The organism is Curtobacterium sp. MCLR17_045, assembly GCF_003234405.1.
GTDB lineage: Bacteria > Actinomycetota > Actinomycetes > Actinomycetales > Microbacteriaceae > Curtobacterium > Curtobacterium flaccumfaciens.
This window is the reverse complement of the sequence record NZ_QKTB01000003.1, coordinates 157,831-182,303: the sequence shown is the minus strand read 5'-3', so window position 1 is coordinate 182,303 and position 24,473 is coordinate 157,831. Positions and strand designations below refer to the sequence as shown.

Here is a 24,473-nt window from a genome sequence, read left to right as displayed (position 1 = left end):
CCCTGGTCGGCCTCCAAACCTGCCAGAGGCCGACCAGCGCGGTCAGTCGCGCGGCTGCGAGAGTGCGCCGTAGCGCTCGTGTACGGGCGCGTTCAATGACTGCCGTGTGGCCCGGGTCACCTCGTCCGCGAGGACCTCATGCGCGTCGCTTTCGAGGCCGTCATAGATTGCGTGCACGACGTCGGCTGGGTTGTTCTTCGGCATGTCGCCTGGCGTCATTGGGGTGTCCGTGTAGCCCAGGTAAGCGCCGAGCACTTGAACCTGATCGGGTGCGAACGACAGCCGCATCGAGTCGGTCGCCGACCAGAGCGCGGCCTTCGAGGCGCTGTATCCGTTCCCGTGTGCCAGCCAACTGAGGACTGAGGCCACGTTGATGACAGCTCCGCGCGCCTGCCGCAGCGACGAGGCGAACGCGCGGGTGACGAGCAACGGTCCGAAGAAGTTGGTCTCCATTTGATCGCGGACACCGTCGAGGTCGCCGTCCACGAGCGAGCCGGCACGGATGGTTCCGGCATTGTTGATGACGATGGTGGTGTCGCCCGCGATTGCGGCTGCCGCGCGCACTGAACTGGCATCGGTCACGTCGAGCTGCAGAGGTGTGACGTGAGCGTCGCCCCATTCGCGCGGCGTGCGTGCCGCCGCGTAGACCTTCGATGCGCCACGCTCCACTGCTTGTCGCACGAACTCGGAGCCGAGGCCGCCGTTAGCGCCGGTGATGAGCACCACAGCGCCCGCGATCGCGGTCACCGTCGGGTCCTGTCGTCGAGGTCATGACGACTCACGTCGGGGGTCGCCTTCATTAGCTTCGTCATCATCAGGCCTGGGTGGTGCTGAGGAACTCGCGGACGAGCGCGGCTGCCTCCTGCGGGTATTGGAAAATCGACGCGTGTGCGGCGTCGGGGAAGATGTGCAGGCGAGCGTTCGGGATGAGACCGGCGAGGGTGTGGCTGCCGGGAGTGCGGATCATCAGGTCGTCGTCACCCTGGAGCACGAGTGTGGGCTGTCGGATGGCAGTGAGTCTCTCCAGCGCCGCGATGCTGGGGATGCCCCATTCGAGGACGGCGTCGTACTGTGCGTCCCGAACAGCGGGCGTCGTGGGAGCGTCGCGGCCTTCGGTGCGGGCGCTGATGCGCTGGAGGAACTCGACACCGAGCGCTCGGCTGGAGTCGCTGTGGGCGAAGAAGATGTAGAGCAGGTTCGCTGGCGTCGGAACGTCGTGCCGGGACTCGCGCTCGATGTCCTCTCGCCACCCGTGCATCGCGGGCGCGCCCTTGGGGCCGGTTCCGGCGAGCACGAGGTTGCGCACAGCCCATGGCCGCAGAAGCGCCAGTTCCTGCGCAACGAAGCCGCCGAGTGAGAATCCGAAGAGGTCGAAGCTCCGGAGGCCGAGCGCGTCGGTGAACGCGAGCGCGTCGCGGGCCATCTCCGCCACCGTCGACGGAACCCGCCCGGTGGAAGCGCCGACACCTACGTTGTCGACGAGGATGACCTCGCGCTCGGACGCGATGCCATCGACGAGCGCGGGATCCCAGTTGTCCAGGTTCCCGCGGAAGTGCTGAAGGAAGACGACGGGCACGCCGTCGCTGCTGGTACCGAAGCGGCGATACGCGTATGCGACGCCGTTCGAAGCCTCGACGGTCTGCGTGGACGCGTCGACGGCGGTGGTACCCACTGCTTGTTCCGTGTTTGTCATTGCTCGATCTCCTTAGCGAATCGGCTCCGATAGCCGGCCTCGTTGCCGAGCGTAGGAAGCCGGCGCGGTCGTAGCGTGCTCCCAACAGGAGCACGCTCCTTCGTTGGGCGGCACCTCATCGGAACCGGTCGGGCAAGGTCGCGCTGACTGCGGCTTCCTCAATGTCCAAGACCGTCAAGACGGCTCGGACAGCGGCCTCCGCGTATCGGCCCTCCATCCGCGCTCGGAGCACGGCCCTTCGTTCTTCAGCGATAGCTCGCATGCGCAGCTCCGCGTACGCCTCGGTCCGATCCGCTCGCCGTCCTTCATCGCCGATGAGCGTCTCGCCGAGCAGCGCCGCGTCGACTCTGACGCGTTCGCGGACACGATCTTCGTACTCGTCAGGTTCGATTGTGTCGACGAGACGGAGGCTTGCCGAACGTGCCTCAGCCAACAGCAGTTGTGTCTCCATCTGCTCTTGAGCCAGATCCGGTGGCGGCAGAGCAACCTGACGCATCACCCAGGGCAAGCTCAAGCCCAACAGGAGAGAGCCAACGACTACGGCAAACGCAAGGAACTGGAGGAACGCTCGATGCGGCGTTTCCTCCGGCAGCAGGAAAACAGCCGCGAGCGTCACCACACCTCGCACACCGGCGACGGTGACCGGTAAGTTCAGCCGCCATTGCCAGCTCCGCCGTCGCATAGCAGGAGGACCCCAACGGTAGATCGCGGTGATTCCGAGGCTCCACGCGAGTCGAGCTACGACCAGCGTCACGAAGACCACCACCACGATGAGCACCGCTTGACCGAGAGGAACGCCCGACTCGAGTGCTCCGCGCAGGATGGCGGGCAGACTGAGACCAATAAGCAGGAACACGGCATTCTCGAGGAGGAACTGAATCGTCCGCCAGTTGAGCGACTCCGCAAGCCTTGCCTCTGCTGATTGCACGACCGGCGATCGGTAGCCCAGGAACAGGCCAGTCACGACCACGGCAAGGGGACCGGACGCGCCGATCGAGTGCGCAAGAAGGAACGCCACGTACGGCGTTACAAGAGACAGGCTGGTGTCGAGCACTGGCGCGGCGATCTTGCGACGCAACAGACCCATGGCGAACGCGACTAACAGCCCGATGCCGATGCCTCCAACCACGGCGAGCACGAACTCGCCAGCCGCCCGTGCCGGGTCGAACGTGCTCACGATTGCTAGAACTGCGGTGTTCAGCGCAACGAGCGCCGTCGCGTCGTTGAGCAAACTTTCGCCCTCGAGGACTGACCCCAGAATCCGCGGAAGCGGGGTTCGCCGCGTCACCGCGCTGACTGCCACGGCATCCGTGGGGGCAACCACTGCGCCGAATGCGAAGGCGGCAGCAAGCGACAGCGTAGGCACGAGCACCCATGTGGTGAGTCCCACGACGACGGTTGTGAACGCTACGAGTCCAACCGAGAGCAAGATCAGCGACTGCCGGCGGGCTCGAACGTCGGCGAGGGATGTCTGCAAGGCAGCGGCGAAGAGCAGAGGCGGCAACAGAACGGAGAGCACAAAGTCCGGTTCCACGTCGACCCGCGGGACTCCTGGAACGTACGACACGGCAACGCCGATCGCCACCAACGCGACGGGTGCCGAGCCACCCGCCCGGCGTGCAGCCGCGGACACGGCTACCGTCACGATGAGGAAGGCCACCACCCACGCGAGCATCTCGTTGACACTCATGCGCATGCTCCGCAACGGTTGAAGCGTTGAAAGGTCATGAAAGGGGGCGGCTTCGTCCCTGCTTTCGCCGGGCAGCACGGACTTCGCCGCGCCGTCGACACTCGCCTGCGCTCATGGTGCCGCCACCTCATCGTTGTCTCCTTCGGCAGTGAAACCGGTGCCGGGTCTGCTGCGCCGAAACGATCGTGTAACGACCGCTGCGATGGAGGAGCCCCGGACAACTGACGCTCAGTGGAGCACCCAGTCATCCTCCGGAGCGTGTCCCCACTTGGGACACTCGTGGCGCCGTTGACACTCCTACCGTCGTGGCGAGCGGGTCAATTGGGTCCGTGCCATGGAAGGTCAGGGATCCGATGCCGACGACCAGACGCGCGCACGCGGGCGCCGCAGCACGATTCAGAGCTGCTCCGCACGACGTGTGGCAGCGCTTCGAAGCGTTCGACAACCTGCCCTTCGGATCTGACACGGTGGAACGGACGGTGCTGCGGTCTGGCAAGTCGAGTTACCTCCGCACCTACGAACAGGACCTCGGAGTCGTCGAAGAACTCCTCAACAAGTCCCCCGGGCTGCTGCGCTACCGGGCACGCCGCGCAGGAGGCTCGGCCGCCCAGGACGTTGATGTAGCGGTCCGGGTTTCGCAGGACGGCGACGGCTCACTAGTCACCTGGTCCGCGGAGTTTGTCGCGGCTTCGGGAGATGCTCGTCGACGCGAACGTCTCGAGTCGCATTTCGCCAAGAGGCTGGAGGCCGCTGGCGGCGTACCGCTTGCGCCGCTGCGAATCGACGTCGTTATCGGGGCCTACACGCCGATCACTCGAACCGACCTCAGTGGGAGCCGAGCGACCTGGTCCGCCACCACGGCCACGCTGATCAGCGGCGAACGCGATGCGATCCTCGTCGATGCGCTGATGACAAGTGCAGAGGCAGACAGTCTCATTGATTGGGTCCGCGGCACCAAGAGGCGCCTCACCACCGTGATCGTGACGCAGGGGCAGGCCGACCACTTCTACGGGTTGTCGTCCGTGCTGCAAGCGTTTCCCGACGCAGTCGCACTGGCCACTCCCGGCGTCGCCGAATACGCGCGGCGCCAAGTAGCACCCGAATTCGTCAATCGTTGGCGAACACTCTTCCCATCTCAGCTCCCGAACACTCTCACTGCTCCGATCGGAGTGGGTCCCGCAGCAATGAGCTTGGAGGGGCACACCATCCAGCTCTTCGACGTGGGAACGATCGCGGGGAGGCCGACGAGCGTCGTCTCGGTGCGAGACCTCGACACCGTGATCAGCGGAGACTTGCTCTACAACGGCGTTCACCCCTGGCTGGTGAACACGAAACCTCGCGAACGCGCCTCCTGGAGCAAGGCAATGGACATCATCGAAGCGCTTCGAAGCTCCTGGGCCATCGCGGGCCACCGGGATCCCCTGGCGGTGACGGACGCCGCGCCGCTTCAGATTGCGTTCGTGAGGAACTACCTTGAGTTCTTCGAACACGCTGCGGCTGAGAGTGTGAGCGCGGAAGCGCTCGTCGCGTCCATGCAGCGGCGGTTTCCGGAACTCGGAAACGCCGCGACGCTGCACGCCTCGGCGGTCGCGCAATTCATCGGAGACGACCACGCTCTCGTCGAGGCGGACTTCCCAGATCTACTTCCGCCGGCCATCGATCCGCTGGGCAAAGACGCCGAGCCATCCTGACCAAGACGGGGCCCTGCCCGCCCATAGTTCAATTCAGTCAAGACCAGGCTCAGAGCCGGCGCCGCTGCTTCGCGGTCGGCGGGCGATCTTCACTCCTAACGACGCACGGCGGCTAGAGCGACATGAGGCGTTCGTTAACTAGCCCTCAACTCGGTGCCAGCACTTCCGGGACCGACGCACCAAGCAGACGCAACAGCGCAGCAAGTTCCTGGTCGAGGAAGTGCCCGATCGCCGTGATTCTTCCGTCCCCGAACGAGCCCAGAGCGGAGCTGGGAACGTCCGAGGTCAGCAACACGGGCTCACCCACCTTCTGCGAGATCGTGCACCGCAGCGGCGTCAGTGCCATCACTCTCGGGTCGTACCGATACATGCGTTGAGCAAAGACATGGTTGCCGAAGAGATACGAGACACAGGAAGAAGTACCTCCGGAGATAGCCATCAAGGTGGTGGGCTCCAATCGCCAGTAGCGCAGGAACCCATGTGGCGCGTTTCGCATCGTCCAGGTTTCCACAGTGTCCCAGTCGCTGTGTCGTTGAATTTCCGCGACGAGGCCAGCTTGATCAAACGCCGGTACGGCGTCCTCGAACGCCGCGACGACGTCATGGAAGTTCGCGGCCAATGGAACCGAAAACCGATCCGTAAGGTACTCGGTGATGTGGGAGTGCATGCCGGGACGGTACGTCCGCCGTTGGGCTTCTATCGTGTCCCTGCGCGGGGTATCCGGGAACGGGGTCAGGGCGCACCGGACGCCCCGCTTTGCAGCTGGTCAACCGGCCACCCACCGCCGCTCCGACCTGTCACTGACGTGCCCGGACTCGCCAGCACCATCGGATGACAACATCGGAGCAGCGCGTCGGCTGGCTACTCGAACGCGAGCACGATCTTGTCGTGGGTCTCGCCCGACTCCAGAAGGCGATGCGCTTCAGCTGCATCCTTGATGGGCAACACGCGGCTCCGCTTGAGGCGAAGCTCTCCTGAGGCGAGCAACGGCATCGTGGTCGCCATGGCGTCTGGAGCGCGGTCAGGGCTCGGATGAGACAGGAGCGCCCCTGACGACGCAACATCGGGACCCCCGGTGAGCGTCACCACTCTGCGGGGGTCGCCGGTCGCCGCTACTGCGGCCAGGAGCCCGCCGTGACCAGCAGCGGCGATGACGGCGTCCACACGCGTGTCAACGCGATCGAAGACCCCGTCGCCGTATGCGACGAACTCGCCACCAAGTTCGCGGACGAGATCTGCGTCCTGCCTTTTGGCCGCCCCGATCACGCGGATGCCTTGCGCTCGTGCCAGTTGAGTGACGATGGCACCGACGGCACCGACAGCGCCGAGCACGACAAGAGTCTCACCCTCTACCGCTCCAACTTGACGGAGGGTCCCCACCGCTGCGTCCGCCGAGGCAGGCAGCGCAGCCGCCGATTCCCAACTGACCGAGGCGGGCTTCGGATACCAAACGGGCGTTGTGACCAGCTCGCCGTAACCGCCCTGCGCGGGCAAGAGTGCGGCAACCTCGTCGCCGACCTGCGCGTCGGCACCTTCGCCGACGGCGTCGATGACTCCGGCAGCCTCGAAGCCCAGCACGTCTCCGGCACGTTGCGGGAAGACCGCAGTGAGTTCGCCGGCGCGGATCCGAAGGTCCGTTGGGCCCACGGCCGCGGCCTTTACTCGGATACGCACCTCACCCCGCCCCGGTTCTGGTGCCTGCACCTCACGCCACTGCAGGACTTCCGGGCCGCCAAATTCCGTGATGACAATTGCGTTCGACATGGATGCTCCATCTGTAATCGGTTGCCGTTGCGGTTTGCCCTACGCTTCCTCGCGCGCGCAGATCGCGGTCTGCATTACGGGGCACGTCGCGCGACTCAGCATGACGTCGAGCGGGACGTTCATGGTGCCCCCGATGGGGACACGCCCGTTGCCACGCTGCCTCGTAGCGTCAGTTTTGCCGCCGACCCGACGTCGCGGCTTAGACCACGACGCAAGGAGCCTGCAATGCCCACGTTCAACACTCCCGACGGCATCGAGATGTACTACACCGAGCAGGGCGAGGGACAGCCCATTGTCTTCGCGCACGGCTGGCCGCTCAGCTCGGATGCCTGGCAGCCGGAGCTGAAGTTCTTCAGCGAGAACGGCTACCGCACCATCGCCCACGACCGCCGTGGCCACGGCCGCTCGGAGAAGACCGCTGTCGGTCACACCATCGACCAGTACGCGAAGGACCTGGCGGCGCTCATCGAGCACCTCGACTTGCACGACGTCATCGTTTTCGGGCACTCCACCGGCGGCGGCGAGGTCGTCCGGTACGCCGCCAAGTACGCGAACGGCCGCGTCGCGAAGGTCGTCACCGCTGGCGCCATTCCGCCGATCATGGTCAAGAGCGACAGCAACCCCGAGGGGTCGCCGATGGAGGTCTTCGATGGCATCCGCGCCGGCGTGCTCGAGGACGCATCGCAGTTCTGGCTCGACCTGTCCGAGTCCTTCTTCAGCGCGAACCACGGCCGAGATGTCTCGTACGGCGCGAAGCTCGACTTCTGGCGCCAGGGCCAGCTCGTGAACCTGTCCGCCGCGTACGACTGCGTCAAGGCGTTCTCGGAGACCGACCAGACCGAGGACCTCAAGTCCCTCACCGTCCCGATCCTCATCAACCACGGCGAGGACGACCAGATCGTCCCGATCGACGACGCCGCCCGCAAGGCAATCGAACTGGTCCAGGACGGCACGCTCAAGACGTACCCGGGTGCCCCGCACGGCATCCACGGCGACTACCGCAAGGTCCTGCAGCAGGACGTCCTCGCCTGGATCAAGGGCTAAGACACTCCGGTGCACGGGAAGGCGCGGCCCACGGGTCGCGCCTTCCGCGCTTCCCCACCACCCAGAACGCCTGAACGTGCTTCTGGCGCAATCCGCTTCGACGTCATATCAGGAGGGCTCCCATGAGCACGAACACCGCGGCAAGACCGCGCCTGCCCCTCAACACGTTCGGCATCGCATTCGGCACCGCTGGTATCGCCGGCACCTGGACCGCGGCAACGACGCAGCTCGGCTCGCCAGCCGCGGTCGGTGAATCCATTTGGGTTATCGCCGCTGCCGCGTGGATCATCACCATCGTCCGATACCTCAATCGCCCGGGCGGATTGGCCGCAATCCGGTCGGACCTCCGCCACCCGGTGCTCGGCCCCTTCGCCGGTCTCGTTCCGGTCATCGGATCACTGCTTTTCGCGCACTTGTCGGCCACTCTGCCGACAGTCGGGGAGATCGGCGTCTGGGTGATGCTCGCGCTCACCACGATCTTCGGCGCTTGGTTCCTGACCACGTTGCTCGTGACACCTCGCGACCTGGCCACCTTGCACGGCGGATACCTACTCCCGACGGTCGCGGGCTCACTGCTCGCGGCCCAGGCCCTAGCCACGATCGGCTATCGAACGCTTGCGATGGGGTACTTCGCCGTCGGCATCATGTTCTGGCTGTTTGTGGGCAGCGTGCTTCTGGCTCGCCTTATCACGGGCCCCTCCATCCCAGCACCGCTCCTGCCCACGCTGGCCATCCTCTCTGCACCTCCAGCGGTCGCAGGGAACGCCTGGTGGGCGATTTCTGACGGAGCGCCGTCGGTCGTCCATACGGTGCTCACCGGAGCGATGGTTGCGTTCCTCCTCCCCCACTTGTTCCTCATCCGCCGGTACCTGGCCAGTGGCTTCGCTATCGGGTTCTGGGCGATGACCTTCACCGCTGGCGCGAGCGCGACCTACGGCGTTCGAATGTTGACGTCGGCTGATGCCGGGTGGGTCTCGACGGCGGCTGCGTGGCTCGCCGTCGCACTCGCGACGCTGCTCGTTGCAGCTATCGCGACCCGTTCAGTGGCGCTTCTTCGGGAGCGGCAAACTCAACCACGGCCGTCGATCCCGGGTCGCGTAGTCAGCTAGGCGGAGGACGGACGGTTTGGGATTGCGGGCACACCGGTCCCCACGTCACCGCAAGCCATGAGGCAGAGGTTGCGACTCATCGGTCCCGCGCCACAAAGCCTCCGAGGAGCGCGGTCGTCGCCCGAAGTAGTCGCGGGGCGAGTTCGATATGCGCCGTCGCCAACCGACTATCACGTTCGTACAAAGCCGCCAGCTCTGGCGAGGGATTCGCATACTGCCACAGCACAGCCCCGAGAGCTGTGATGTCGGCGATCGCTTCCCGTCCGAGGCCGGACGGCAAGGCATCCAGCGATCGTTCGAGGCACATACCGGCGCGCTCAACAGCGTCTACAGCTGCAATCTTGTACACGGCGACGACGTCCCCGTTCACTGCCCGTTCGAGATCGATGGCGGCGTGAGCGAGCAAGTCGCAGAACAGCGGCTGGCGCAGCATCGCGTTGACCAGCACCTCGGCAACGTCGTCAATCGTTCCATTCCGAAGGATCGCCTCGACTTCGTCGGCGAACGCGGTCCACTGCTCGGCAGCAAGCACCAGGAGGATCTCCTCCCGAGAGCTGAAGTACCGACGAACCGCTGAGATGTGCACGCCAGCACGGTCGGCGATGGAAGTCAACGTCAGGCCGCGAACACCGCGAGCGGCGGCCTGCTCACGGGCCGACCCCAGCAGATCCTGACGCCGCTGCTCTTTGGCAGCGGCGGAACGGGCGCGCAGGAAGGTCTCACTCACGCGGGAATAGTAACGCAACCAGCTTGCGTTGCATAACGCAAACGCCTTGCGTAAGGTGAGGCTTGACCCAAGGAGATCTCATGTCAGAACAAGTTTGGCTCGTCACCGGTAGCTCTCGAGGGCTCGGGCGAGACATCGTCGAAGCCGCCCTCACCGCCGGCAACTCAGTCGTTGCGACCGCACGGAACACCAAGACCCTCGAGGATCTCCGTGCGACATACGGCGAGCGGATCCTGCCGCTCACGCTGGACGTGACGGACCCCGCGCAAGCCGAGTCGGTCGTCGCCGCCGCCGTCGAGACCTTCGGTCGCCTTGACGTCGTCGTGAACAATGCCGGCTACGCCGACATCGCTCCGATCGAGAACACCGACCTCAGCTCCTTCCGCGCACAGGTGGACGCCGTGTTCTACGGCACGGTGCACGTGACGCAGGCAGCGTTGCCGGTGTTCCGCAACCAGGGCAGCGGCCTGTTCATCCAGGTCACCTCGGTGGGAGGGCGACTCACCGCTCCCGGACTCGGGGCGTACCAGGCCGCGAAGTTCGCTGTAGAAGGCTTCTCCAGCGTGCTTCACCAAGAGGTATCCCCGCTCGGCATCCGCGTCATCCTCGCGGAGCCCGGCTCGATGCGAACCGACTGGGCCGGCGACTCAATGAACGTCGCGACGTTTGACCCTGCGTACGACGCGACAGTCGGAGCGATGGCCCGCCGAACGCGTGAAAGCTCCGGCAGCCAGCCGATCGATCCCAAGGCCGTTGCTCGGGTCTTCGTCGAGATCGCCGAACATCCCGCCCCTCCGCTTCACCTGCTGCTCGGCAGCGACGCCGTCGACTACATGGCGAAGACCCTTGAGGCAACCGCAGCCGAGGACCGCCAGTGGGCAGGCGTCGGGCGTTCCGTCGACTTCGCGAACACGAAATGAGCTCGCACGAGTTCGACGGCAAGGTTGCGCTCGTCACCGGCGCCGGAACCGGAATGGGCGCCGCCACGGCCCTCCTTCTCGCACAGCGGGGCGCAGCAGTAGCGCTCGTTGGTCGTCGCAGCGACCCGCTGGAACGCATTGCCGAGCTGGTGCGCCGCGACGGCGGTCGCGCGCTCGTAGTCGCAGCGGACGTAGCCAATGCTGCGGAGATCGACGACGCCGTGAGCAGGACCGTCGACGAGTTCGGGATCCTTCATTACGGCGTCAACAACGCGGGGATCGCCTCGGAGAGCGCCGACCTTCCTGACCTTCCGCTCGCCGCCTGGGACGACACCATCCGTGTGAACCTGTCGTCGATTTTCTACTCGATGCGGGCCGAGCTTCCACGTATCGCCGATTCGGGAGGGGGCGCAATCGTGAACGTCTCCAGCGTCTTCGCCGATCGAGGTCTCCCGACGCGTGCCGCCTACTCCGCGAGCAAGCACGGGATCCGCGGCGTCACACGCTCTGCCGCACGAGATTGGGCGGCTCGAGGGATCCGAATCAACGAACTACAGCCCGGCGTCATTGACACCCCGATGCTGGACGCCGACGCGGCAGGAATCGCCGCGACGATCCCCGCCCAGCGCGTTGGGCGGCCGGACGAGATTGCCACGGCGGTGGCATTCCTGCTCTCGGACGCCGCGTCATACGTGACCGGCGCCCACCTCGCAGTCGACGGCGGCTTCCTCGCTTAGGCGACCCCGCGCTGTGCAAGAGCGGACTGGTATCCGACGCCAGTCCGCTCTTTGCTGTCGCAGCTATCGCGGGGAGCCTCGACGCTCGCAATCCCCTGCGGTCCGTCCCTGGACAGGTTGCACATTGTCAATCGTTCGCGGTGCGAGCTGCTTCGCTTCGTCCAGCAGCCGTCGGACGGACGATGCCTCTACCAGCGGATATGCATGCGTAGCTGCCGACGATCCTCGTCCGGTCGGACCGCCATTCGGATGGGGGCTAACGGTCACCACGGATCCGCGGTACTGAGATCGTTGCCCTGGTGGCGAATACGGTGCTCCGTGGGCGCAACGAAGAAGTCGCCGTAGCAGGGCTCATGTGGGATGAGTCGTCGCTGAACAAGCGCTGCGATCTCAGCAGGCGATCGCAGACCGCGACGTCGCCACTCCCGTGGGTCGTCCTGGAGCAACCTCGGCGCGTACCTGGTCATCGCACGCCTCCTTCGCCGACGAGGGTGCCTGGCCATCGCGGCCGCGGGCCGGCCTGACCTGACGTGGTCAGATGGGGAAGTAGCGGCCTCGGCGCAGCATCGGCGATGTGCGCAGTAGCCGGCAAAGGGGCAAAGGTGTTCCGCACGGCGACTCCTCCGGTTCTGCCACTGAAAGTGCGGCAGTTCCCTGACGCTAAGCGGCACTCCGGGCAACGAGCGTGTCCCTGGGACGGTTATACCCACGCCAGGGGTAGCCGCGGCGAAGCCCCCTGCCGTCCAGTGCTAGCAACCCGCCGGAGCGCAACGAAAGTCAAGTACAGCAAGAGAGCGCAGGCTCGAACTGAGCTGAAACACCAGTTTATTGCAGCGGCCCTTCGCGTGCTTATGGGCAGCCAAGCCACCTCGCTTCGTTGGGACGTGAGCCAGTATCATCGACATATGGCTTCCGGCTTATTGATCGGGCGCGACGAGACGGTCGCCCTCCTGGAACGGCAGCTCGGCGCCGCCGCCAACAGCGAGGGAAGCGGAGTCCTCCTCGTAGGCGAAGCAGGTATCGGGAAAACCGCCCTGGCGCAGACGGCGATGCGACTGGCCGAGGCTGCGAGCTACCGCGTTCTGAGCTGCTCGGGCGTGCGATCTGGGTCGCTTACCGGTTTCGGTGGCCTCCACGAGCTACTCCGCCCGATACTTGGCGGCGTTGCAGCGTTGCCCCCGAGACAGCGTTCGGCTCTGAATGTTGTCCTCGGGATCGAGCAAGGAGAAGGCGTCGATCAGCTGCTGCTCGGGCTCGCCGTTCTCGGGCTTATCGAAGAGGCGGCTCAGGCAGGCCCCCTCCTCATCCTCATCGAGGACATGCACTGGTTGGATCCGTCCAGTGCGGACATCATTTCCCTCCTGCCGCACCGCTTAACTGGAACGCGTGCATTCGTCCTCGCCACCACCCGTCCCGTTGCTGAGGGCGCGGGCCGCGAAGATGGGTTCCGTAAGGTCGTGACGCTGCCACCGCTTGATGCGGAGGAAGCTTCTACGCTGCTCGATGCGCAGGCACCGTCGCTGAACCCGACCGTTCAAGCGAGGATCCTCCGGCAGTCGCTGGGTAACCCGCTCGCACTCCTCGAGCTGTCGGATCAACACGCGACCGCCGCGGAGTTCGACGACCCCGTTCCGGTGACGGCGCGGATCGAACAGGTCTTTCTCGCCGAAGCCCGCCAACTGCCCGTCATAACGCAGCGAGCAATGCTGTTCGCAGCAGCCGGTGACGACGCGCCAGCCGCTGAGGTGCTCTCGGCGATTCAACTGGCCGGCATGGAACTCGATGACCTCGCCGCAGCCGAACGCGCAAGGCTCGTGCGACTTAGCGGCAACAGGTTCATCTTCCGACACCCCCTCATCGCTTCCGCGCTGTACGAGGCCGCGGACTTCGCCACCCGAGCGGACGTGCATCGAACGCTGGCCGAGGCCGCCACTGATCAGGCTCGGCGCACCCGACACCGAGCGGCCGCAACGGTCGGGTGGGACGAGGAGGTAGCAGCTGAGCTTGACGCAGCAGCCGCTTCGGCTTCTCGCCAGGGCGCGAAACGCGAAGCGATTGCCGCTTGGCGCCGAGCGGCGGAGCTGTCGCCGCAAGCCTCGGATCGAGCCCGACGTCTCGTCGAAGCGGCGGAGGCCGCGCGTCAAGGCGGGAACCCGACCCTCTGCGGTCATCTTCTAGCCGAAGCCGCACCCCTCGACCAGACCCCGGCCACCAAGTTGAGGTTCGCACGTACCGAGTGGGTGCTCAGCATGACCGCGGTCTACCAAGGCCGAAACGCCGAACAGTTGCTGGAACTCGCCGCTTCATTTACGGATGCCGACGCTCGAATGGAGGTGCTCGTCTGGGCCGCAGCGAAGTGCTACATCCTTCAAGAGCCCCCCGCCCTTCGCACGCGCGTCGCGGCAGCCGTCGCCGCGACGCCGAGCGAAGCGCCGGAAGCTCTGCGTGAGGTCGCGTCGGTTCTAGCCGACCCGTCACAGGGTTTCGGCAGTGACGCGCTCGCGCAGTTCCGGGGCGAGGTGGACGACACCCACGGGATTCTCCTCAATTGCTTGGCGTTCTGCGCCGAAGAGCTGAACAACTTCGCGCTCGCTGAACTCTGCTGGACAACGGGCGTCGACCTGTTCCACTCGACCGGCAGAGTGAGTGACGAGGTGACCGCGGTCTGTGGGCGCAGCACCGTCCGACTGAATCGCGGTCGAATCGAAGCTGGAATCGAGGACGCGGAACTGGCGCTGCGTCTCGCTACCGACCTGAACCTTCCAATCGTTGCAGGCATGGCCGGCGCTGCACTCGCCCGCGGACGCGCGCTTCGAGGCGAGCACGAGGATGCCCGTACGGCGCTCGCTCTGGTCGCCGAGCTTCCCGGTGCCCCCTCGTTCGCTCGGGTCGCTGCCACCGCTGCGTGGGCGGCGGCTATTGTCGCCGCAAACACCGGCGATCACGGAAGAGCTGTCGACGAACTTGGCCGCGCCATGGAGTACGGGCCCGTCGGGTTGTGGGCAGGTGGCCAGCTCGCGGGATCCGCCGTTCAAGTTGGCAGGGCGGACCTGCTCGTTCGCTGGCTTGCGATGGCGCGACCGGTAGCTGAAGCCACCAGAGCACCATCCGTGCAAGTGCTCATCGACCGTGTGCGTGCGCTTATGGAGGATGGCCCCCTGGCTGAGCAGTATTTCCGCGCGAGCATCGAGGCGGGCCGTGACCAGGCAGATGCCAGCCTCCACGTCGCGCGGACCCGGTTGCTGTACGGCGAGTGGCTCCGCCGCGAGCGACGCATCGTCGAGGCTCGAGAGCACCTGAGCGGTGCACTTGACGTGTTCGAAGCCCTCGGCCTGGTGATTCTGGCCGACCGGGCACGTGAGGAGCTACGCGCGGCCGGCATACGTGCCGTCCCCGCCACCTCGGCGGACGCAAACGAGTTGCGGGCCGACGACACCCTCACATCCCAGGAGCTTGCGGTCGCCCGGCTGGCAGCGCAGGGGTTGAGCAACAAGGAAATCGCTGATCAGATGTACCTTTCTCATCGGACTGTGGGATCGCATCTCCGCCATGCGTTTACAAAGCTCGGCGTGAGTCGCCGGGGCCAGCTCTCCTCCGTTACAGGTCTTCGCGCCGTCGCTTCGTAGCGCCGCGCAGCGAGATCTGCGTCGTTTTGCCGATGCGCATGCGTCGTTGTGTTCGCGAGACTCTTCTCGTGCCGGTCCCCCGGCGGAGGCGGAAGGCTCGCGAAAATGAACGCATCTCGAACTCCACTTGGTGAGTACCTACGGGCGCGTCGCGCGCTCGTATCGCCCGAGGACGTCGGCCTGCCGATCGTGTCGCGGCGGCGAGTTGCAGGCTTGCGCCGCGACGAGGTCGCGCTTCTCGCGGATGTCAGCGCGGGCTACTACCTTCGCCTCGAGCAGGGGCACGACACCCGGCCCTCTACTCAAGTGCTCCAAGCTCTCGGCAGGGCGCTCCAGCTCGATGCTGCTGCGGTCGAGTACATGACGCGGCTAGTTCGGCTGCAGTCCGACGGGCGGCCAACCTCAGACTCCGACGGCTTTCCCGCCGCCATGGACATGAGCATGCGAGCGCTCTTCTCACAGTGGAAGCACACGCCCGCATATCTGATGGACGGCAACCAGGACGTGGTGCTATCTAACGATCTCGCTCGCGCAATGGCACCGGGTGCGTTGGAGCCGGGAGTGAACCTCCCACAGCTCGTCTTCTCCCCCGCCGCGCGAGCCGCCGATCCGTACTGGGAAGAGACCGCGATCCGGACTGTCGCCACACTCAGATACGGATCGGACCCCAACGATCCACGGCTTCACGAGATTGTCGGACGGCTCTATCTCAATGACCCCGACTTTCGACGTCTGTGGGCTCGGCACGATGCGCGCCCTCACTACGTCGGCCCGATTGACCAGATGATTCCGCCCTTCGGCGCCGTCTCGTTGACCTGCCAGACCTTCGTCGTCCCAGGCACGAAAGGGCACGTACTTGTGGTGTTTCATGCGCAAGCCGGGAGCCGTGCTGCATCAGCAGTCGAAGCTCTGCGGCAACGTGTGTCAAGGGTCGAGCAGGATGCGGCGCTCGCGCCAGAGCGTTCCGCGGCGGGATCTGCGGTGCTCGCGCCGGAGCGTTCCGTAGCGTGATCGTGGCATGGCGGCGAACGCGGCGTCGTGCCCTAGGCCGGCGTCATTCGCTTCCGATCCTGGGATCGCTGCGAGCGCAGGTTGAAACAAGCCGCTTTGCGCTCGCGTGTTTCCCGTCGGAGAGTACGCGCCCCGTTGCACCCGCAACTTTTTCTGAGCCGGCTAAACCGTCTAAAAGTACTGAACTCCCGCGCCAGCACACGGCTTGCGGAACACTGGCCCGCCACCCAGGCGAATACCATGAGCCTGTGCTGTGCGCATCCTCGACAGGGACGAAGGCATCAGATCGCCGCGTACGTGCCCAAATACGGCGCTTTGGCCGATACAGCACCGGCGTCTCGACGAATGGTCGGCGTCGGCGTCACTGCGCGTCACTGATCGGATATCTCGCCAGGGCCGCGAGCCGTTCGGTCGACTCCGCGTCCGCTCCCCGCCATACGAGAAGCGTGTCTGCGTCGGGCCCGGTAACGCGGAACCGGTGATACGCAAGACCAAGCGTTCCTACAAGTTGATTATTGAAGCGAAAGACTCCGTCGGACGCTGGCTGCACGTCACCCGCCCAAGCCTCTGCGAAAGCATCGCTTAAAGCGGCCAGTTCGCCGACAAGGCTGACGTAGCCGTCGTCTTCTCCCTGCTCTGCGACAGCCTCCCTCAACTCGGCTGCAACCTGATCGCGCTTCTGGTTTACGTCCCCGAGGGAGCTGTCCAGGTTGGCCTCGAGGAAGGTGGCGCGCGCCAGGTTGGCACCCACTCTGAAGGACTCTTGCACGGCGCCAGCGAGATCATTTGCGACAACGACGTCGAGGTGTCGGTCGTAAACGAGGGCAGGCACGTTTTTCCACGGCCCGATGAGCTGGCCGAGCTTCGTGCGCCGCTCAACCGCGCCGTTGTTTAGGGGCATTTCATCAGTGTACGACCAGTGCAGTCTGCGTAAGTGCCCCCAGGAGGGACACCCTCTCCACCGCGGCCGGCTTACGGTACCCACGAGATCGCGCGACAATAGAGGAGTAGGGCCCAATCACGTGTGGGTGTCAGCATGAGCGGGCGCCTCAACTTGGAACGCAAGCCGTTCTTCCACGACGCTTCGGAGCGAAGCACTTGGAGAAACCGCGTGCGAACTGCATGGTTCAGTGCAGCTTCGGCTGCTGAGCTTTTACCGCCAACCTAGTGCCCGCCTGGGGCACCGTCTCGGAAGGACACAGGACGATGGCGAGCACGAATCCCTCTCCGCTCGGTGACTACCTCCGCGCTAGACGCGCGCTCTTGAAGCCTGAAGACGTCGGGCTCAAGAGCATGAACGTACGCCGCGTTGAAGGGCTACGGCGAGACGAGGTGGCACAGCTCGCCGGCATTAGCCAGGAGTACTACCTGCGCCTGGAACAGGGGCGCGATCGGCAGCCGTCAACACAAGTCATCGAGGCGCTCGGCCGAGCGCTTCGGCTCGACGGCGCGGGCCTCGAGTACCTGCGACGACTCGCTTGCGTAGCTTCCGGCGAGTTCGTTATTGAGAGCGAGCCAGAGGTCGCAGATCGGATCGATGAAGGCGTTCGCGTTCTACTCGAACAGTGGACCGACACGCCAGCGTACGTCATGGACAGTAACCAGGATGTAGTTGCCGTCAACAACTTAGCAACGGCAATGACGGGTGGCGGACTTCGTACGGGCATCAATCTACCCTTGGTTGTGTTCAGCGACGAGGCCCGACAGGGCTTCGACGACTGGGAGGATACTGCCGCGCGGACAGTTGCGACCCTACGCTTCAACAGCAACCCCTTCGATCGGCGCTTGCAAGAAATTGTCGGGCTTCTCTCCGTCCGAGATGCCGACTTCCGTCGACTGTGGTCGCGTCACGATGCGCGCCCTCATCACCTGGGCCCTGTGCGGCAATATATGGACGGCTTCGGGTTTGTCACGCTTGATTGCCAGACACTACTCATCCCCGGCGGCCGAGGAAATGTGCTGGTTGCGTTCAATGCGCTCCCGGGCACCGTAGGCGAGGCAGCGCTTGCTGCGCTGCGCTCGGCGTTGGTCAAAACGCCCTTTAAGAACACCGACTCCGGAGGGCCGTTCGAAGCGCCTGCCGCTCGTCCGCAGTTAGAAGACGCATCCACGACGCTCGGCGAACCCCATCCGAGCCTCGATGCAGTCGCTTACTCTTCGCTGAGTCCGCGAGCGTAGAGGCGAACTAATTCGACCGCATGACAGCGAAGCTCGCTTATCGGTTCAATCGATCCGACCTTGGCAATCTCGTCGAGGCCGTCAATCACACGCCATTCACCTTCCCCTGACGCCTTAGTCACGTGCCGTGTCGCGAAAGTACGCGAGTCGAGCAATCCGATGGTTCGAAAGAGGGCCGCTGCCCGTGTGCTTAACAAGCAGTAGAACGCCTGTAAAGCAGCAGATAGCGAGAGATCTCCCGCGACTAGTTCAAACGAAGCGGGCGGGCGAGCCCTTTCGTCTTTCGAGAAGACAGAGTGAGCCCACGCGGCTGCGCCGTTCAACCCAAACACTGCGGGCGGGCTCTCAGCGATACTTCCGACGCTATGCGCCGATGGTGAGACGCCCAACGGACGAACGTCAGGTTCCGATACAATTCAGCCATGACGGTCGATGACCCGCACCGAGTTGTAGTTCTCGCCCAGGAGGGCGCGTACCCGTTCGAGCTGGGAATTCCGTCTCGGGTGTTCGGCGCAACGGATGGCGTCTACCGGGTTGACCTTTGTACCCCTACCGGAGCTGCCATCATGACCAACGCCGGCTTCTCGGTGGTTCCGACCGTCGGCCTCGAAGCGCTCGAGCGAGCCGACACTGTGATCGTCACACCGGTGGAGCCCACGTTCTTGCGTCCGTCGCTCTCAGACGAGATGGCCGCGGCGCTTGATCGCGTTCGGACAGACGCCCGGCTCGTGTCCATCTGCACCGGCGGATTCACACTGGCCGCGGCCGGGCTTCTCACCGGACACAAGGCCGCCACGCACTGGCAGTGTGCGCCCCTCTTCCGATCCTGGTTCCCACAGATCGAGCTAGACGAGAACGTGCTATTTACCGGCGACGCGGGAGTACTCACTTCCGCCGGAGCCGCCGCCGGAATCGACCTTTGCCTGTACCTCATCCGGGAAGACCATGGGGCTGAGCTAGCGAATCACGCCGCCCGTCGGTGCGTCGTCGCCCCCCACCGCGAAGGTGGGCAGGCGCAGTTCATCGAACGGCCTGTGCCTGACGCACCTGACCTATCCACGTCCAATACGAGAGCGTGGGCTTTAGAGCATCTGTCCGACATGCTGACGACTGTCGAGCTGGCGAAGCACGCGCACATGAGCGAGCGTACCTTCGCCCGAAAGTTCCACGCCGAGACCGGCCTGTCGCCGCGCAAATGGATCACGCAGCAGCGAGTTGTGGCGGCTCGGCGACTGCTGGAGACGACGGACCTCACCATTGACGACGTTGCATCCGCGGTCGGTTACTCGACTGCAACTTCGCTCCGCCGCCACCTCACCGCGCAGCTCGGGGTAGCTCCGAACGCCTACCGACAGGCTCATCACGTTAGGGGCTAAGCGCCGACCGTCAGCGGAGTTGCCCCGCTTCTCTCCGCTGCACGCTGCTTAATGAGGTGCGCGGCGCGTTCAGCGATAGCGAGGACCGTCGCGTTCGTGTTCGCGCTCACCATCGCTGGCATCACTGACGCGTCGACGATTCGCAACCCGCTGACGCCTCGGACCAGGAGGTCCGGATCGACAACCGCCCGTTGGTCGCTGCCCATGCGCGCGGTCCCGACTCCATGCCAGTAGAAGCCGACAAGGTCACGGATCCGGCGTTCAAGGGACTCCGCGGTATCGGTGTTCGGGCCGGGCAGGACCTCAAAAGATGTGAACTGCCGAAGGGCTGACGACGTCGCCAGCTCGCGAACTATCTCAACTCCGGCTGCGAGACGTCGCACGTCCTCGACCTCGCTGAGCAGGTTCGGGTCAACGGCCGGCGGATCGCTGATGCTTGCGCTCGACGCGACCACTGAACCAGTGCTCTGCGGGCGAAGGACGGCGACGCCAATGGCTACAGAACTGCTGCCGTCCGGAGCGTCGTTTCGCATCGTGAACACGTGCAGATCCGGCTCGACTTGTTCGTCGCTGCTGTAGATCAGCGCGCCTGCCTCGACGCGTTGGTCCACGGCAGACACGGGGCTACTGGACGGGTACGCCATGATCAGCAACGGATGATCGCGGAAGTTCCTGCCGACCTCTGGCGAATGGGAGATGGGTGCGATCCCTAGCTCCTGGAGATGCTTGGTGTCACCCACCCCTGACACCTGCAGGAGGTGGGGTGTGCCGATGACGCCAGCCGACAGAATCACCTCACGTCGCGCGACGATCCATTCAGGGACGCCGTTGCGCGTGAACTCGGCGCCGATGCACCGCTGGTTCTGATCGAAGCGGAGCTTCGTAACGACTGTGTCCGAAGCGATCGTGAGGTTCGGGCGACTGCGCACCTCCGGGGTGAGGTACGCGTCGGCGACCGTCTCCCGAGAGTTGTCCTTGATCGCGAGAGGAAACCTCCCGGCCCAAGCATGCCGGATCGACGTCAGCGAACCGACCGCAGCGTCAGTGAAGTCATTTGGCGGTTCCGCTCGGACCGTGAATGGGCCCGCCTGCCCGTGAAGCGACGCGTCGACGTGCGGGTGAACCGTCTCCGCCTTCTGGAGGAACGGGAGAACCTCGTCGAACGACCACTTCGTTGCTCCGGTCGTCGGCCACGCGTCGAAGTCCGCGCGTTCTGGCCAGACGTGCATCATCGCGTTGATCATGCTTGTTCCGCCGACTGCTTTGCCTCGCGGGTAGGCGATCGACCGCCCCGCGGCACCGCGCTGTGGAGCGGTGACGAAGCCCCAGTCAAGCTCCGATTGCGCGAGCGTGCGCCACCGACTTGGGTCGGCGGCGGCTGGAGGTTTGAAGTCTCCGCCGGCTTCCAGCAGCGTAACTCTGACCGTTGGATCTTCCGACAGCCGAGCCGCCACGACGGAGCCGGCGGAGCCAGCACCGATGATCAAGTAGTCCGTCGTGATGTCAGTCATTTCGTCCTTCATTGCTGGTCGGCATGGGCGGGCACGCGCCTTCCTAGGACACGTCAGCGGTCAGCAGGTCCCTGCCAACTGCTCCTTACGGCTCGACGCTAAGTGCCGGCCTGCTCGCCAGCCTGTCCCCACCTGGGGCAGGTCGAAACCGGCGCATTCAGGCACCGTCGTACCTACGCTGCACGAGGCATCGCAGGGCTGAGGTCGTTGGTGGAACGGGACAGGCCCGACACCAACACCGCATCCGTCGGGTCAAGCCGTAGGCCGCAAGCCGAACGCCCGGAGCCCCGGACGACGACAGCGGTCAGTGGCTCCCCCAGCGCGGCGGACATTGGTCACACGACGAGAGGAGGGCACGCGGAATACCTGACGCGTCAGGTTGTTGGAGGTTTACATGGCTAACCGTTTGTCACACCAACAGCTCGATGCTTGGCAACGACTGCAGACGGTGACGGAGCGTTTGCGTCGTCATGTCGGTCGGGATCTTCGAGGGGACGCAGGTCTCTCAGAAGCAGAGTTCACGGTGCTGGCGCACCTCGTTGAATACGGCGGCACCGCTCGGCCGAGCGAGTGCGCGGCGTCTATCGGTTGGGACTCCAGCCGCCTAGCCCACCAGCTCCGTCGGCTGGAGAGCCGCGGCCTCATTACCCGCAGCCCGAGTCCGGGTACCGACGGTCGCGGGTCGATCATCGCTCTTACGGCCCCCGGGAAAGCGGCTCACTCGGACGCAGTCGGGCCGCACTTGCGCGCAGCCGCAACCTGGTTTGGGGCCGCGCTGACACCCACTGAACTCGACCACCTCGGCACGGCGCTCACCGCGATCGCTGCGCACATCGACTTGCTCGAATCCGACAGCACCGAAGAGAAGGAATGACCGCGATGACAACTCCGACAAGTACCTCGACCTGGGCCCCTGAGAGCCGCCCCGACCTGCGCGGTCGCACCGTCGTAGTGGTCGGTGGTAGTGGCGGTGTCGGCGAGGGCGTCGTCGCGGCCGCATTGGCAGCAGGAGCAACGGTCATCGCGACCGGTCGCGACCAAGGCAGACTCGACCAGCTCGCCAAGCGTGGATCGGAAGGAGACGAAGCGGGCCGCTTGGAGACGCGCGTCCTCGACGCCATGAGCGCTGACCTCGAGAACGACGTGACCGCATTGGCCGAGGAGTTCGGCCCGTTCGACGGCGTCGTGATCTCTGTCGCGTCATGGGGCGACCAGGGGCGAAAGGGCGCTCTGGATCTCACAGACGAAGAGTGGCAACGGCTCCTCGACGGCAACCTCACTAGTGTCTTCCGCCTCTTCCGAGCTTTCCTGCCGCGGATGTCACGTTCCGGAGCGTTGATGCAGCTCAACGGGCTCAGCGCCGACCTTCCCTTCCCTGGTAGCGCCGGCGTCGCGCTGAGTGCCGCGGCCACAAAATCGTTGACGGTGACCCTTGCTGCCGAACTCGGCGGCCGCGGTCCGCGCATTCATCAACTCATCCTCGGTGTTGTCAGGACACGGGCGCGGCAGGAAGCAGGTATCGACGATCGTCGATGGATCGACGCCACGCAGATCGGGGACCACGTCGCGCAGCTCGTTGCCGGCACAAGCGACCTCTCCGACACAGCGCTCCAGTACTTTGTCGAACGCGGTACGGGCCCCGTCTCAGGGCCGTCTGCCTGATGATCGGGTCACGACGCATGAAGGTCATCAGCCCCGAGGACCCGGCCTATGACAGTGTCCGTCACGTCTACTCGAGCACCGGCAGCCCGGCCCGCGTTTTCCTTCCGACCACGACCGCCGAGGTCGCCGAGGCTCTGACGACGTCCCGCGAGACCGGCCGCGCCCTCGCCATCCGTAGTGGCGGTCACGGCATCAGCAGCATCTCCACGAACGTCGGCGGGGACGTCATCGATCTGCGCGCCATGCACCGAGTGGACCATCTCGGAAACCGAAGAGTTCGCGTCGGGCCTGGAGCGCGGTGGGGAGCTGTCGCGCGCGCACTTGAACCACACGGCCTCGCGATCAGCTCCGGCGACTCCGGGGACGTCGGGGTCGGCGGCCTCGCCACGACCGGCGGCATTGGCCTCCTCGGTCGCTCGCACGGTCTGACGATCGATCACCTCCGCAGTGCGGAGGTCGTGACGGCCGATGGTACGACTCACCTCGTGTCTGAGTCGCACGAGCCGGATCTGTATTGGGCAATCCGTGGCGCCGGGGCGAATGTGGGCATCGTGACCAGCTTCGAATTTGAGGCGGCGAAGGTTCCTGCAGTCGTCCAAGTGACCGCGGTGTACCAGCCTGCCAACTTGACGGAGTTCCTTCGCGAGTGGGGCTCCACGCTCGAAGCAGCTCCGCGCAGCGTGTCCGCGTTCCTCTACCTTGGCGGAGGCCCGCGAGCGTTCGCGCAAGCAACCATCGTCTTCGACGGCGATGACGTGGACCTCGCAACCGCCGCGATCGACCCATTCCTGAGGCTTCCAGGGCTGGCAGGCCAGCGCGGTGTGGTGACGACATACGCGAACGTGCCGCTCACAAGCGGCGAGCCGCACACCGGACAGCAGGGAGCGACCACCCACAGCGGTCTCCTGAATCACCTGGACGGCGACACGTCGGCGAGCATCGCCGACCTGCTCCAGAGCAGCGGCGCCGACATGGTGCAGCTTCGTTCCGTGGGAGGAGCGATCAATGACGTCGACGCCTCCGCCACCGCGTATGCGCACCGCCACCAGTTGATCTCCGCGACAGCGGTGTCACTACGAGGCGGCGCCAGGTTCGATTCGGCCTGGGCTCCCGTGCACCAGCACATGGACGGCCTCTACCTCAGCTTCGAGAGCGACCATCGTGCTGAACACGTTCTCGAAGCGTTCCCACCCGCAACGCTCGAGCGCCTTCGCCGGGTGAAGTCTGCGTGGGATCCGGACGATGTGTTCAAGCAGAACTTCGATGTAAGTGCCCCGCTGCCTTGATGTCGTCACGACCGAGTTCCGTTCCAACCAGCCGCGTCATGTGATCGCAGCGCGTCTCGCGCTCGCCCGAAGCGCTCGGACTCAACCACCACGCCGGCAGCCAAGGAGGCGTCAGTGTCTATGAAATTCTTGATCGCTGCTGCGGCGCGACTCTACTTCGCCAGAACCCGGGCAACCTATCTCTATCTGCCGCGTCCGGATAGCCCCCGGGTGGTGCACGCCCGGGGGCCGAAGACCCGAAGGGTACTCGTACTGGGAACCGACGCGGCAAGCGGGTGGGGTGTTCGGAGTCACGACCTCGCACTGCCCGGCTTCCTTGCTCGGACACTGAGCGCCAACACGCATTGCGGAGTGACGGTTGAACTTTCGGAGACCCCAGCGGGAGTGATCTCTGACATCGTGAGGCTGGCGGCTGCGAGGACGGACTGGCGGTTCGATGCAGTCCTTC

At 65.1% G+C, this 24,473-nt stretch carries 20 protein-coding genes; 12 read left to right on the top strand and 8 right to left on the bottom strand.

The annotated features are described in order from the left end of the window. Nucleotides 1–42: 42 nt before the first annotated feature. The 3 genes from DEJ05_RS04300 to DEJ05_RS04290 all read right to left on the bottom strand — a co-directional run bounded on the left by DEJ05_RS04300 (nucleotide 43) and on the right by DEJ05_RS04290 (nucleotide 3,383). Complete coding sequence (locus DEJ05_RS04300; protein ID WP_111109833.1) at nucleotides 43–747, bottom strand: SDR family oxidoreductase; 705 nt, start codon at nucleotides 745–747, stop codon at nucleotides 43–45. A 67-nt stretch (nucleotides 748–814) separates the two neighbouring features. Beyond that, complete coding sequence (locus DEJ05_RS04295) at nucleotides 815–1,693, bottom strand: alpha/beta fold hydrolase (RefSeq protein WP_111109832.1); 879 nt, start codon at nucleotides 1,691–1,693, stop codon at nucleotides 815–817. Between the two features lie 115 nt (nucleotides 1,694–1,808). After that, a complete protein-coding gene (locus tag DEJ05_RS04290; protein WP_258376080.1) occupies nucleotides 1,809–3,383 on the bottom strand; it encodes a sodium:proton antiporter in 1,575 nt (524 codons plus the stop codon). A gap of 329 nt (nucleotides 3,384–3,712) precedes the next feature. Between DEJ05_RS04290 and DEJ05_RS04285 the strand changes: the two genes are divergently transcribed. Next, nucleotides 3,713–5,074: an MBL fold metallo-hydrolase gene (locus tag DEJ05_RS04285; protein WP_146245013.1), complete on the top strand. Its 1,362-nt coding sequence runs from the start codon at nucleotides 3,713–3,715 to the stop codon at nucleotides 5,072–5,074. 145 nt (nucleotides 5,075–5,219) lie between these two features. Here DEJ05_RS04285 and DEJ05_RS04280 read toward each other — a convergent pair whose 3' ends face one another. Continuing rightward, entirely contained in the window at nucleotides 5,220–5,741 is a 522-nt protein-coding gene (locus DEJ05_RS04280) for a hypothetical protein (protein WP_111109829.1), read from the bottom strand. A 194-nt stretch (nucleotides 5,742–5,935) separates the two neighbouring features. After that, nucleotides 5,936–6,838, bottom strand: a complete 903-nt coding sequence (locus DEJ05_RS04275) for an NADP-dependent oxidoreductase (protein ID WP_111109828.1) — start codon at nucleotides 6,836–6,838, stop codon at nucleotides 5,936–5,938. A 225-nt stretch (nucleotides 6,839–7,063) separates the two neighbouring features. Here DEJ05_RS04275 and DEJ05_RS04270 point away from each other — a divergent pair, with 225 nt between their 5' ends. Both DEJ05_RS04270 and DEJ05_RS04265 read left to right on the top strand, forming a co-directional pair. Then, on the top strand, nucleotides 7,064–7,882 hold the full coding sequence (locus DEJ05_RS04270; protein WP_111109827.1) for an alpha/beta fold hydrolase: 819 nt from the start codon (nucleotides 7,064–7,066) through the stop codon (nucleotides 7,880–7,882). 122 nt (nucleotides 7,883–8,004) lie between these two features. After that, the gene (locus DEJ05_RS04265) at nucleotides 8,005–8,991 is read left to right on the top strand and encodes a C4-dicarboxylate transporter (RefSeq protein WP_111109826.1); all 987 of its coding nucleotides are present in this window, start codon (nucleotides 8,005–8,007) and stop codon (nucleotides 8,989–8,991) included. Nucleotides 8,992–9,067: 76 nt separating this feature from the next. Here DEJ05_RS04265 and DEJ05_RS04260 read toward each other — a convergent pair whose 3' ends face one another. Further along, nucleotides 9,068–9,718 (bottom strand): TetR family transcriptional regulator, encoded by a 651-nt coding sequence (locus DEJ05_RS04260; RefSeq protein WP_181440650.1) that lies wholly within the window; start codon nucleotides 9,716–9,718, stop codon nucleotides 9,068–9,070. 62 nt (nucleotides 9,719–9,780) lie between these two features. Here DEJ05_RS04260 and DEJ05_RS04255 point away from each other — a divergent pair, with 62 nt between their 5' ends. The 4 genes from DEJ05_RS04255 to DEJ05_RS04240 all read left to right on the top strand — a co-directional run bounded on the left by DEJ05_RS04255 (nucleotide 9,781) and on the right by DEJ05_RS04240 (nucleotide 16,012). After that, nucleotides 9,781–10,638, top strand: coding sequence for an SDR family NAD(P)-dependent oxidoreductase (locus DEJ05_RS04255; RefSeq protein ID WP_220037002.1), 858 nt, complete (start codon nucleotides 9,781–9,783; stop codon nucleotides 10,636–10,638). Beyond that, a complete protein-coding gene (locus DEJ05_RS04250; protein ID WP_111109823.1) occupies nucleotides 10,635–11,375 on the top strand; it encodes an SDR family NAD(P)-dependent oxidoreductase in 741 nt (246 codons plus the stop codon). The genes DEJ05_RS04255 and DEJ05_RS04250 overlap by 4 nt, the downstream gene beginning before the upstream one ends. 905 nt (nucleotides 11,376–12,280) lie before the next feature. Further along, on the top strand, nucleotides 12,281–15,001 hold the full coding sequence (locus tag DEJ05_RS04245; protein ID WP_181440649.1) for a helix-turn-helix transcriptional regulator: 2,721 nt from the start codon (nucleotides 12,281–12,283) through the stop codon (nucleotides 14,999–15,001). A gap of 105 nt (nucleotides 15,002–15,106) precedes the next feature. Next, nucleotides 15,107–16,012 (top strand): helix-turn-helix domain-containing protein, encoded by a 906-nt coding sequence (locus DEJ05_RS04240; protein WP_111109821.1) that lies wholly within the window; start codon nucleotides 15,107–15,109, stop codon nucleotides 16,010–16,012. Between the two features lie 361 nt (nucleotides 16,013–16,373). Here DEJ05_RS04240 and DEJ05_RS04235 read toward each other — a convergent pair whose 3' ends face one another. Further along, a complete protein-coding gene (locus DEJ05_RS04235) occupies nucleotides 16,374–16,913 on the bottom strand; it encodes a hypothetical protein (RefSeq protein WP_111109820.1) in 540 nt (179 codons plus the stop codon). Nucleotides 16,914–17,218: 305 nt separating this feature from the next. Here DEJ05_RS04235 and DEJ05_RS04230 point away from each other — a divergent pair, with 305 nt between their 5' ends. Next, nucleotides 17,219–18,190 (top strand): helix-turn-helix transcriptional regulator, encoded by a 972-nt coding sequence (locus DEJ05_RS04230; RefSeq protein WP_111109819.1) that lies wholly within the window; start codon nucleotides 17,219–17,221, stop codon nucleotides 18,188–18,190. A 422-nt stretch (nucleotides 18,191–18,612) separates the two neighbouring features. Then, the gene (locus tag DEJ05_RS04225; RefSeq protein ID WP_111109818.1) at nucleotides 18,613–19,566 is read left to right on the top strand and encodes a GlxA family transcriptional regulator; all 954 of its coding nucleotides are present in this window, start codon (nucleotides 18,613–18,615) and stop codon (nucleotides 19,564–19,566) included. Here DEJ05_RS04225 and DEJ05_RS04220 read toward each other — a convergent pair. Further along, nucleotides 19,563–21,077, bottom strand: a complete 1,515-nt coding sequence (locus DEJ05_RS04220; protein WP_181440647.1) for a GMC family oxidoreductase — start codon at nucleotides 21,075–21,077, stop codon at nucleotides 19,563–19,565. The two genes, DEJ05_RS04225 and DEJ05_RS04220, sit on opposite strands and share 4 nt — an antisense overlap. A gap of 394 nt (nucleotides 21,078–21,471) precedes the next feature. Here DEJ05_RS04220 and DEJ05_RS04215 point away from each other — a divergent pair, with 394 nt between their 5' ends. From DEJ05_RS04215 to DEJ05_RS04205, 3 genes are read left to right on the top strand one after another with little or no spacing between them, the layout of a single operon-like run. Continuing rightward, the gene (locus tag DEJ05_RS04215; protein ID WP_111109816.1) at nucleotides 21,472–21,951 is read left to right on the top strand and encodes a MarR family winged helix-turn-helix transcriptional regulator; all 480 of its coding nucleotides are present in this window, start codon (nucleotides 21,472–21,474) and stop codon (nucleotides 21,949–21,951) included. A gap of 5 nt (nucleotides 21,952–21,956) precedes the next feature. Next, complete coding sequence (locus tag DEJ05_RS04210) at nucleotides 21,957–22,739, top strand: SDR family oxidoreductase (RefSeq protein ID WP_181440646.1); 783 nt, start codon at nucleotides 21,957–21,959, stop codon at nucleotides 22,737–22,739. Nucleotides 22,740–22,756: 17 nt separating this feature from the next. Next, nucleotides 22,757–24,025: an FAD-binding oxidoreductase gene (locus DEJ05_RS04205; protein ID WP_220037001.1), complete on the top strand. Its 1,269-nt coding sequence runs from the start codon at nucleotides 22,757–22,759 to the stop codon at nucleotides 24,023–24,025. The last annotated feature ends 448 nt before the right edge of the window (nucleotides 24,026–24,473 follow it).

Coding starts and splice junctions, on each gene's coding strand:
- DEJ05_RS04295 (WP_111109832.1), bottom strand. CDS start 1,693: ATGACAAACACGGAACAAGCAGTGGGTACCACCGCCGTCGACGCGTCC.
- DEJ05_RS04290 (WP_258376080.1), bottom strand. CDS start 3,383: ATGAGTGTCAACGAGATGCTCGCGTGGGTGGTGGCCTTCCTCATCGTG.
- DEJ05_RS04280 (WP_111109829.1), bottom strand. CDS start 5,741: ATGCACTCCCACATCACCGAGTACCTTACGGATCGGTTTTCGGTTCCA.
- DEJ05_RS04275 (WP_111109828.1), bottom strand. CDS start 6,838: ATGTCGAACGCAATTGTCATCACGGAATTTGGCGGCCCGGAAGTCCTG.
- DEJ05_RS04270 (WP_111109827.1), top strand. CDS start 7,064: ATGCCCACGTTCAACACTCCCGACGGCATCGAGATGTACTACACCGAG.
- DEJ05_RS04265 (WP_111109826.1), top strand. CDS start 8,005: ATGAGCACGAACACCGCGGCAAGACCGCGCCTGCCCCTCAACACGTTC.
- DEJ05_RS04250 (WP_111109823.1), top strand. CDS start 10,635: ATGAGCTCGCACGAGTTCGACGGCAAGGTTGCGCTCGTCACCGGCGCC.
- DEJ05_RS04245 (WP_181440649.1), top strand. CDS start 12,281: ATGGCTTCCGGCTTATTGATCGGGCGCGACGAGACGGTCGCCCTCCTG.
- DEJ05_RS04240 (WP_111109821.1), top strand. CDS start 15,107: ATGAACGCATCTCGAACTCCACTTGGTGAGTACCTACGGGCGCGTCGC.
- DEJ05_RS04235 (WP_111109820.1), bottom strand. CDS start 16,913: ATGCCCCTAAACAACGGCGCGGTTGAGCGGCGCACGAAGCTCGGCCAG.
- DEJ05_RS04230 (WP_111109819.1), top strand. CDS start 17,219: ATGGCGAGCACGAATCCCTCTCCGCTCGGTGACTACCTCCGCGCTAGA.
- DEJ05_RS04225 (WP_111109818.1), top strand. CDS start 18,613: ATGACGGTCGATGACCCGCACCGAGTTGTAGTTCTCGCCCAGGAGGGC.
- DEJ05_RS04220 (WP_181440647.1), bottom strand. CDS start 21,077: ATGACTGACATCACGACGGACTACTTGATCATCGGTGCTGGCTCCGCC.
- DEJ05_RS04215 (WP_111109816.1), top strand. CDS start 21,472: ATGGCTAACCGTTTGTCACACCAACAGCTCGATGCTTGGCAACGACTG.
- DEJ05_RS04210 (WP_181440646.1), top strand. CDS start 21,957: ATGACAACTCCGACAAGTACCTCGACCTGGGCCCCTGAGAGCCGCCCC.
- DEJ05_RS04205 (WP_220037001.1), top strand. CDS start 22,757: ATGAAGGTCATCAGCCCCGAGGACCCGGCCTATGACAGTGTCCGTCAC.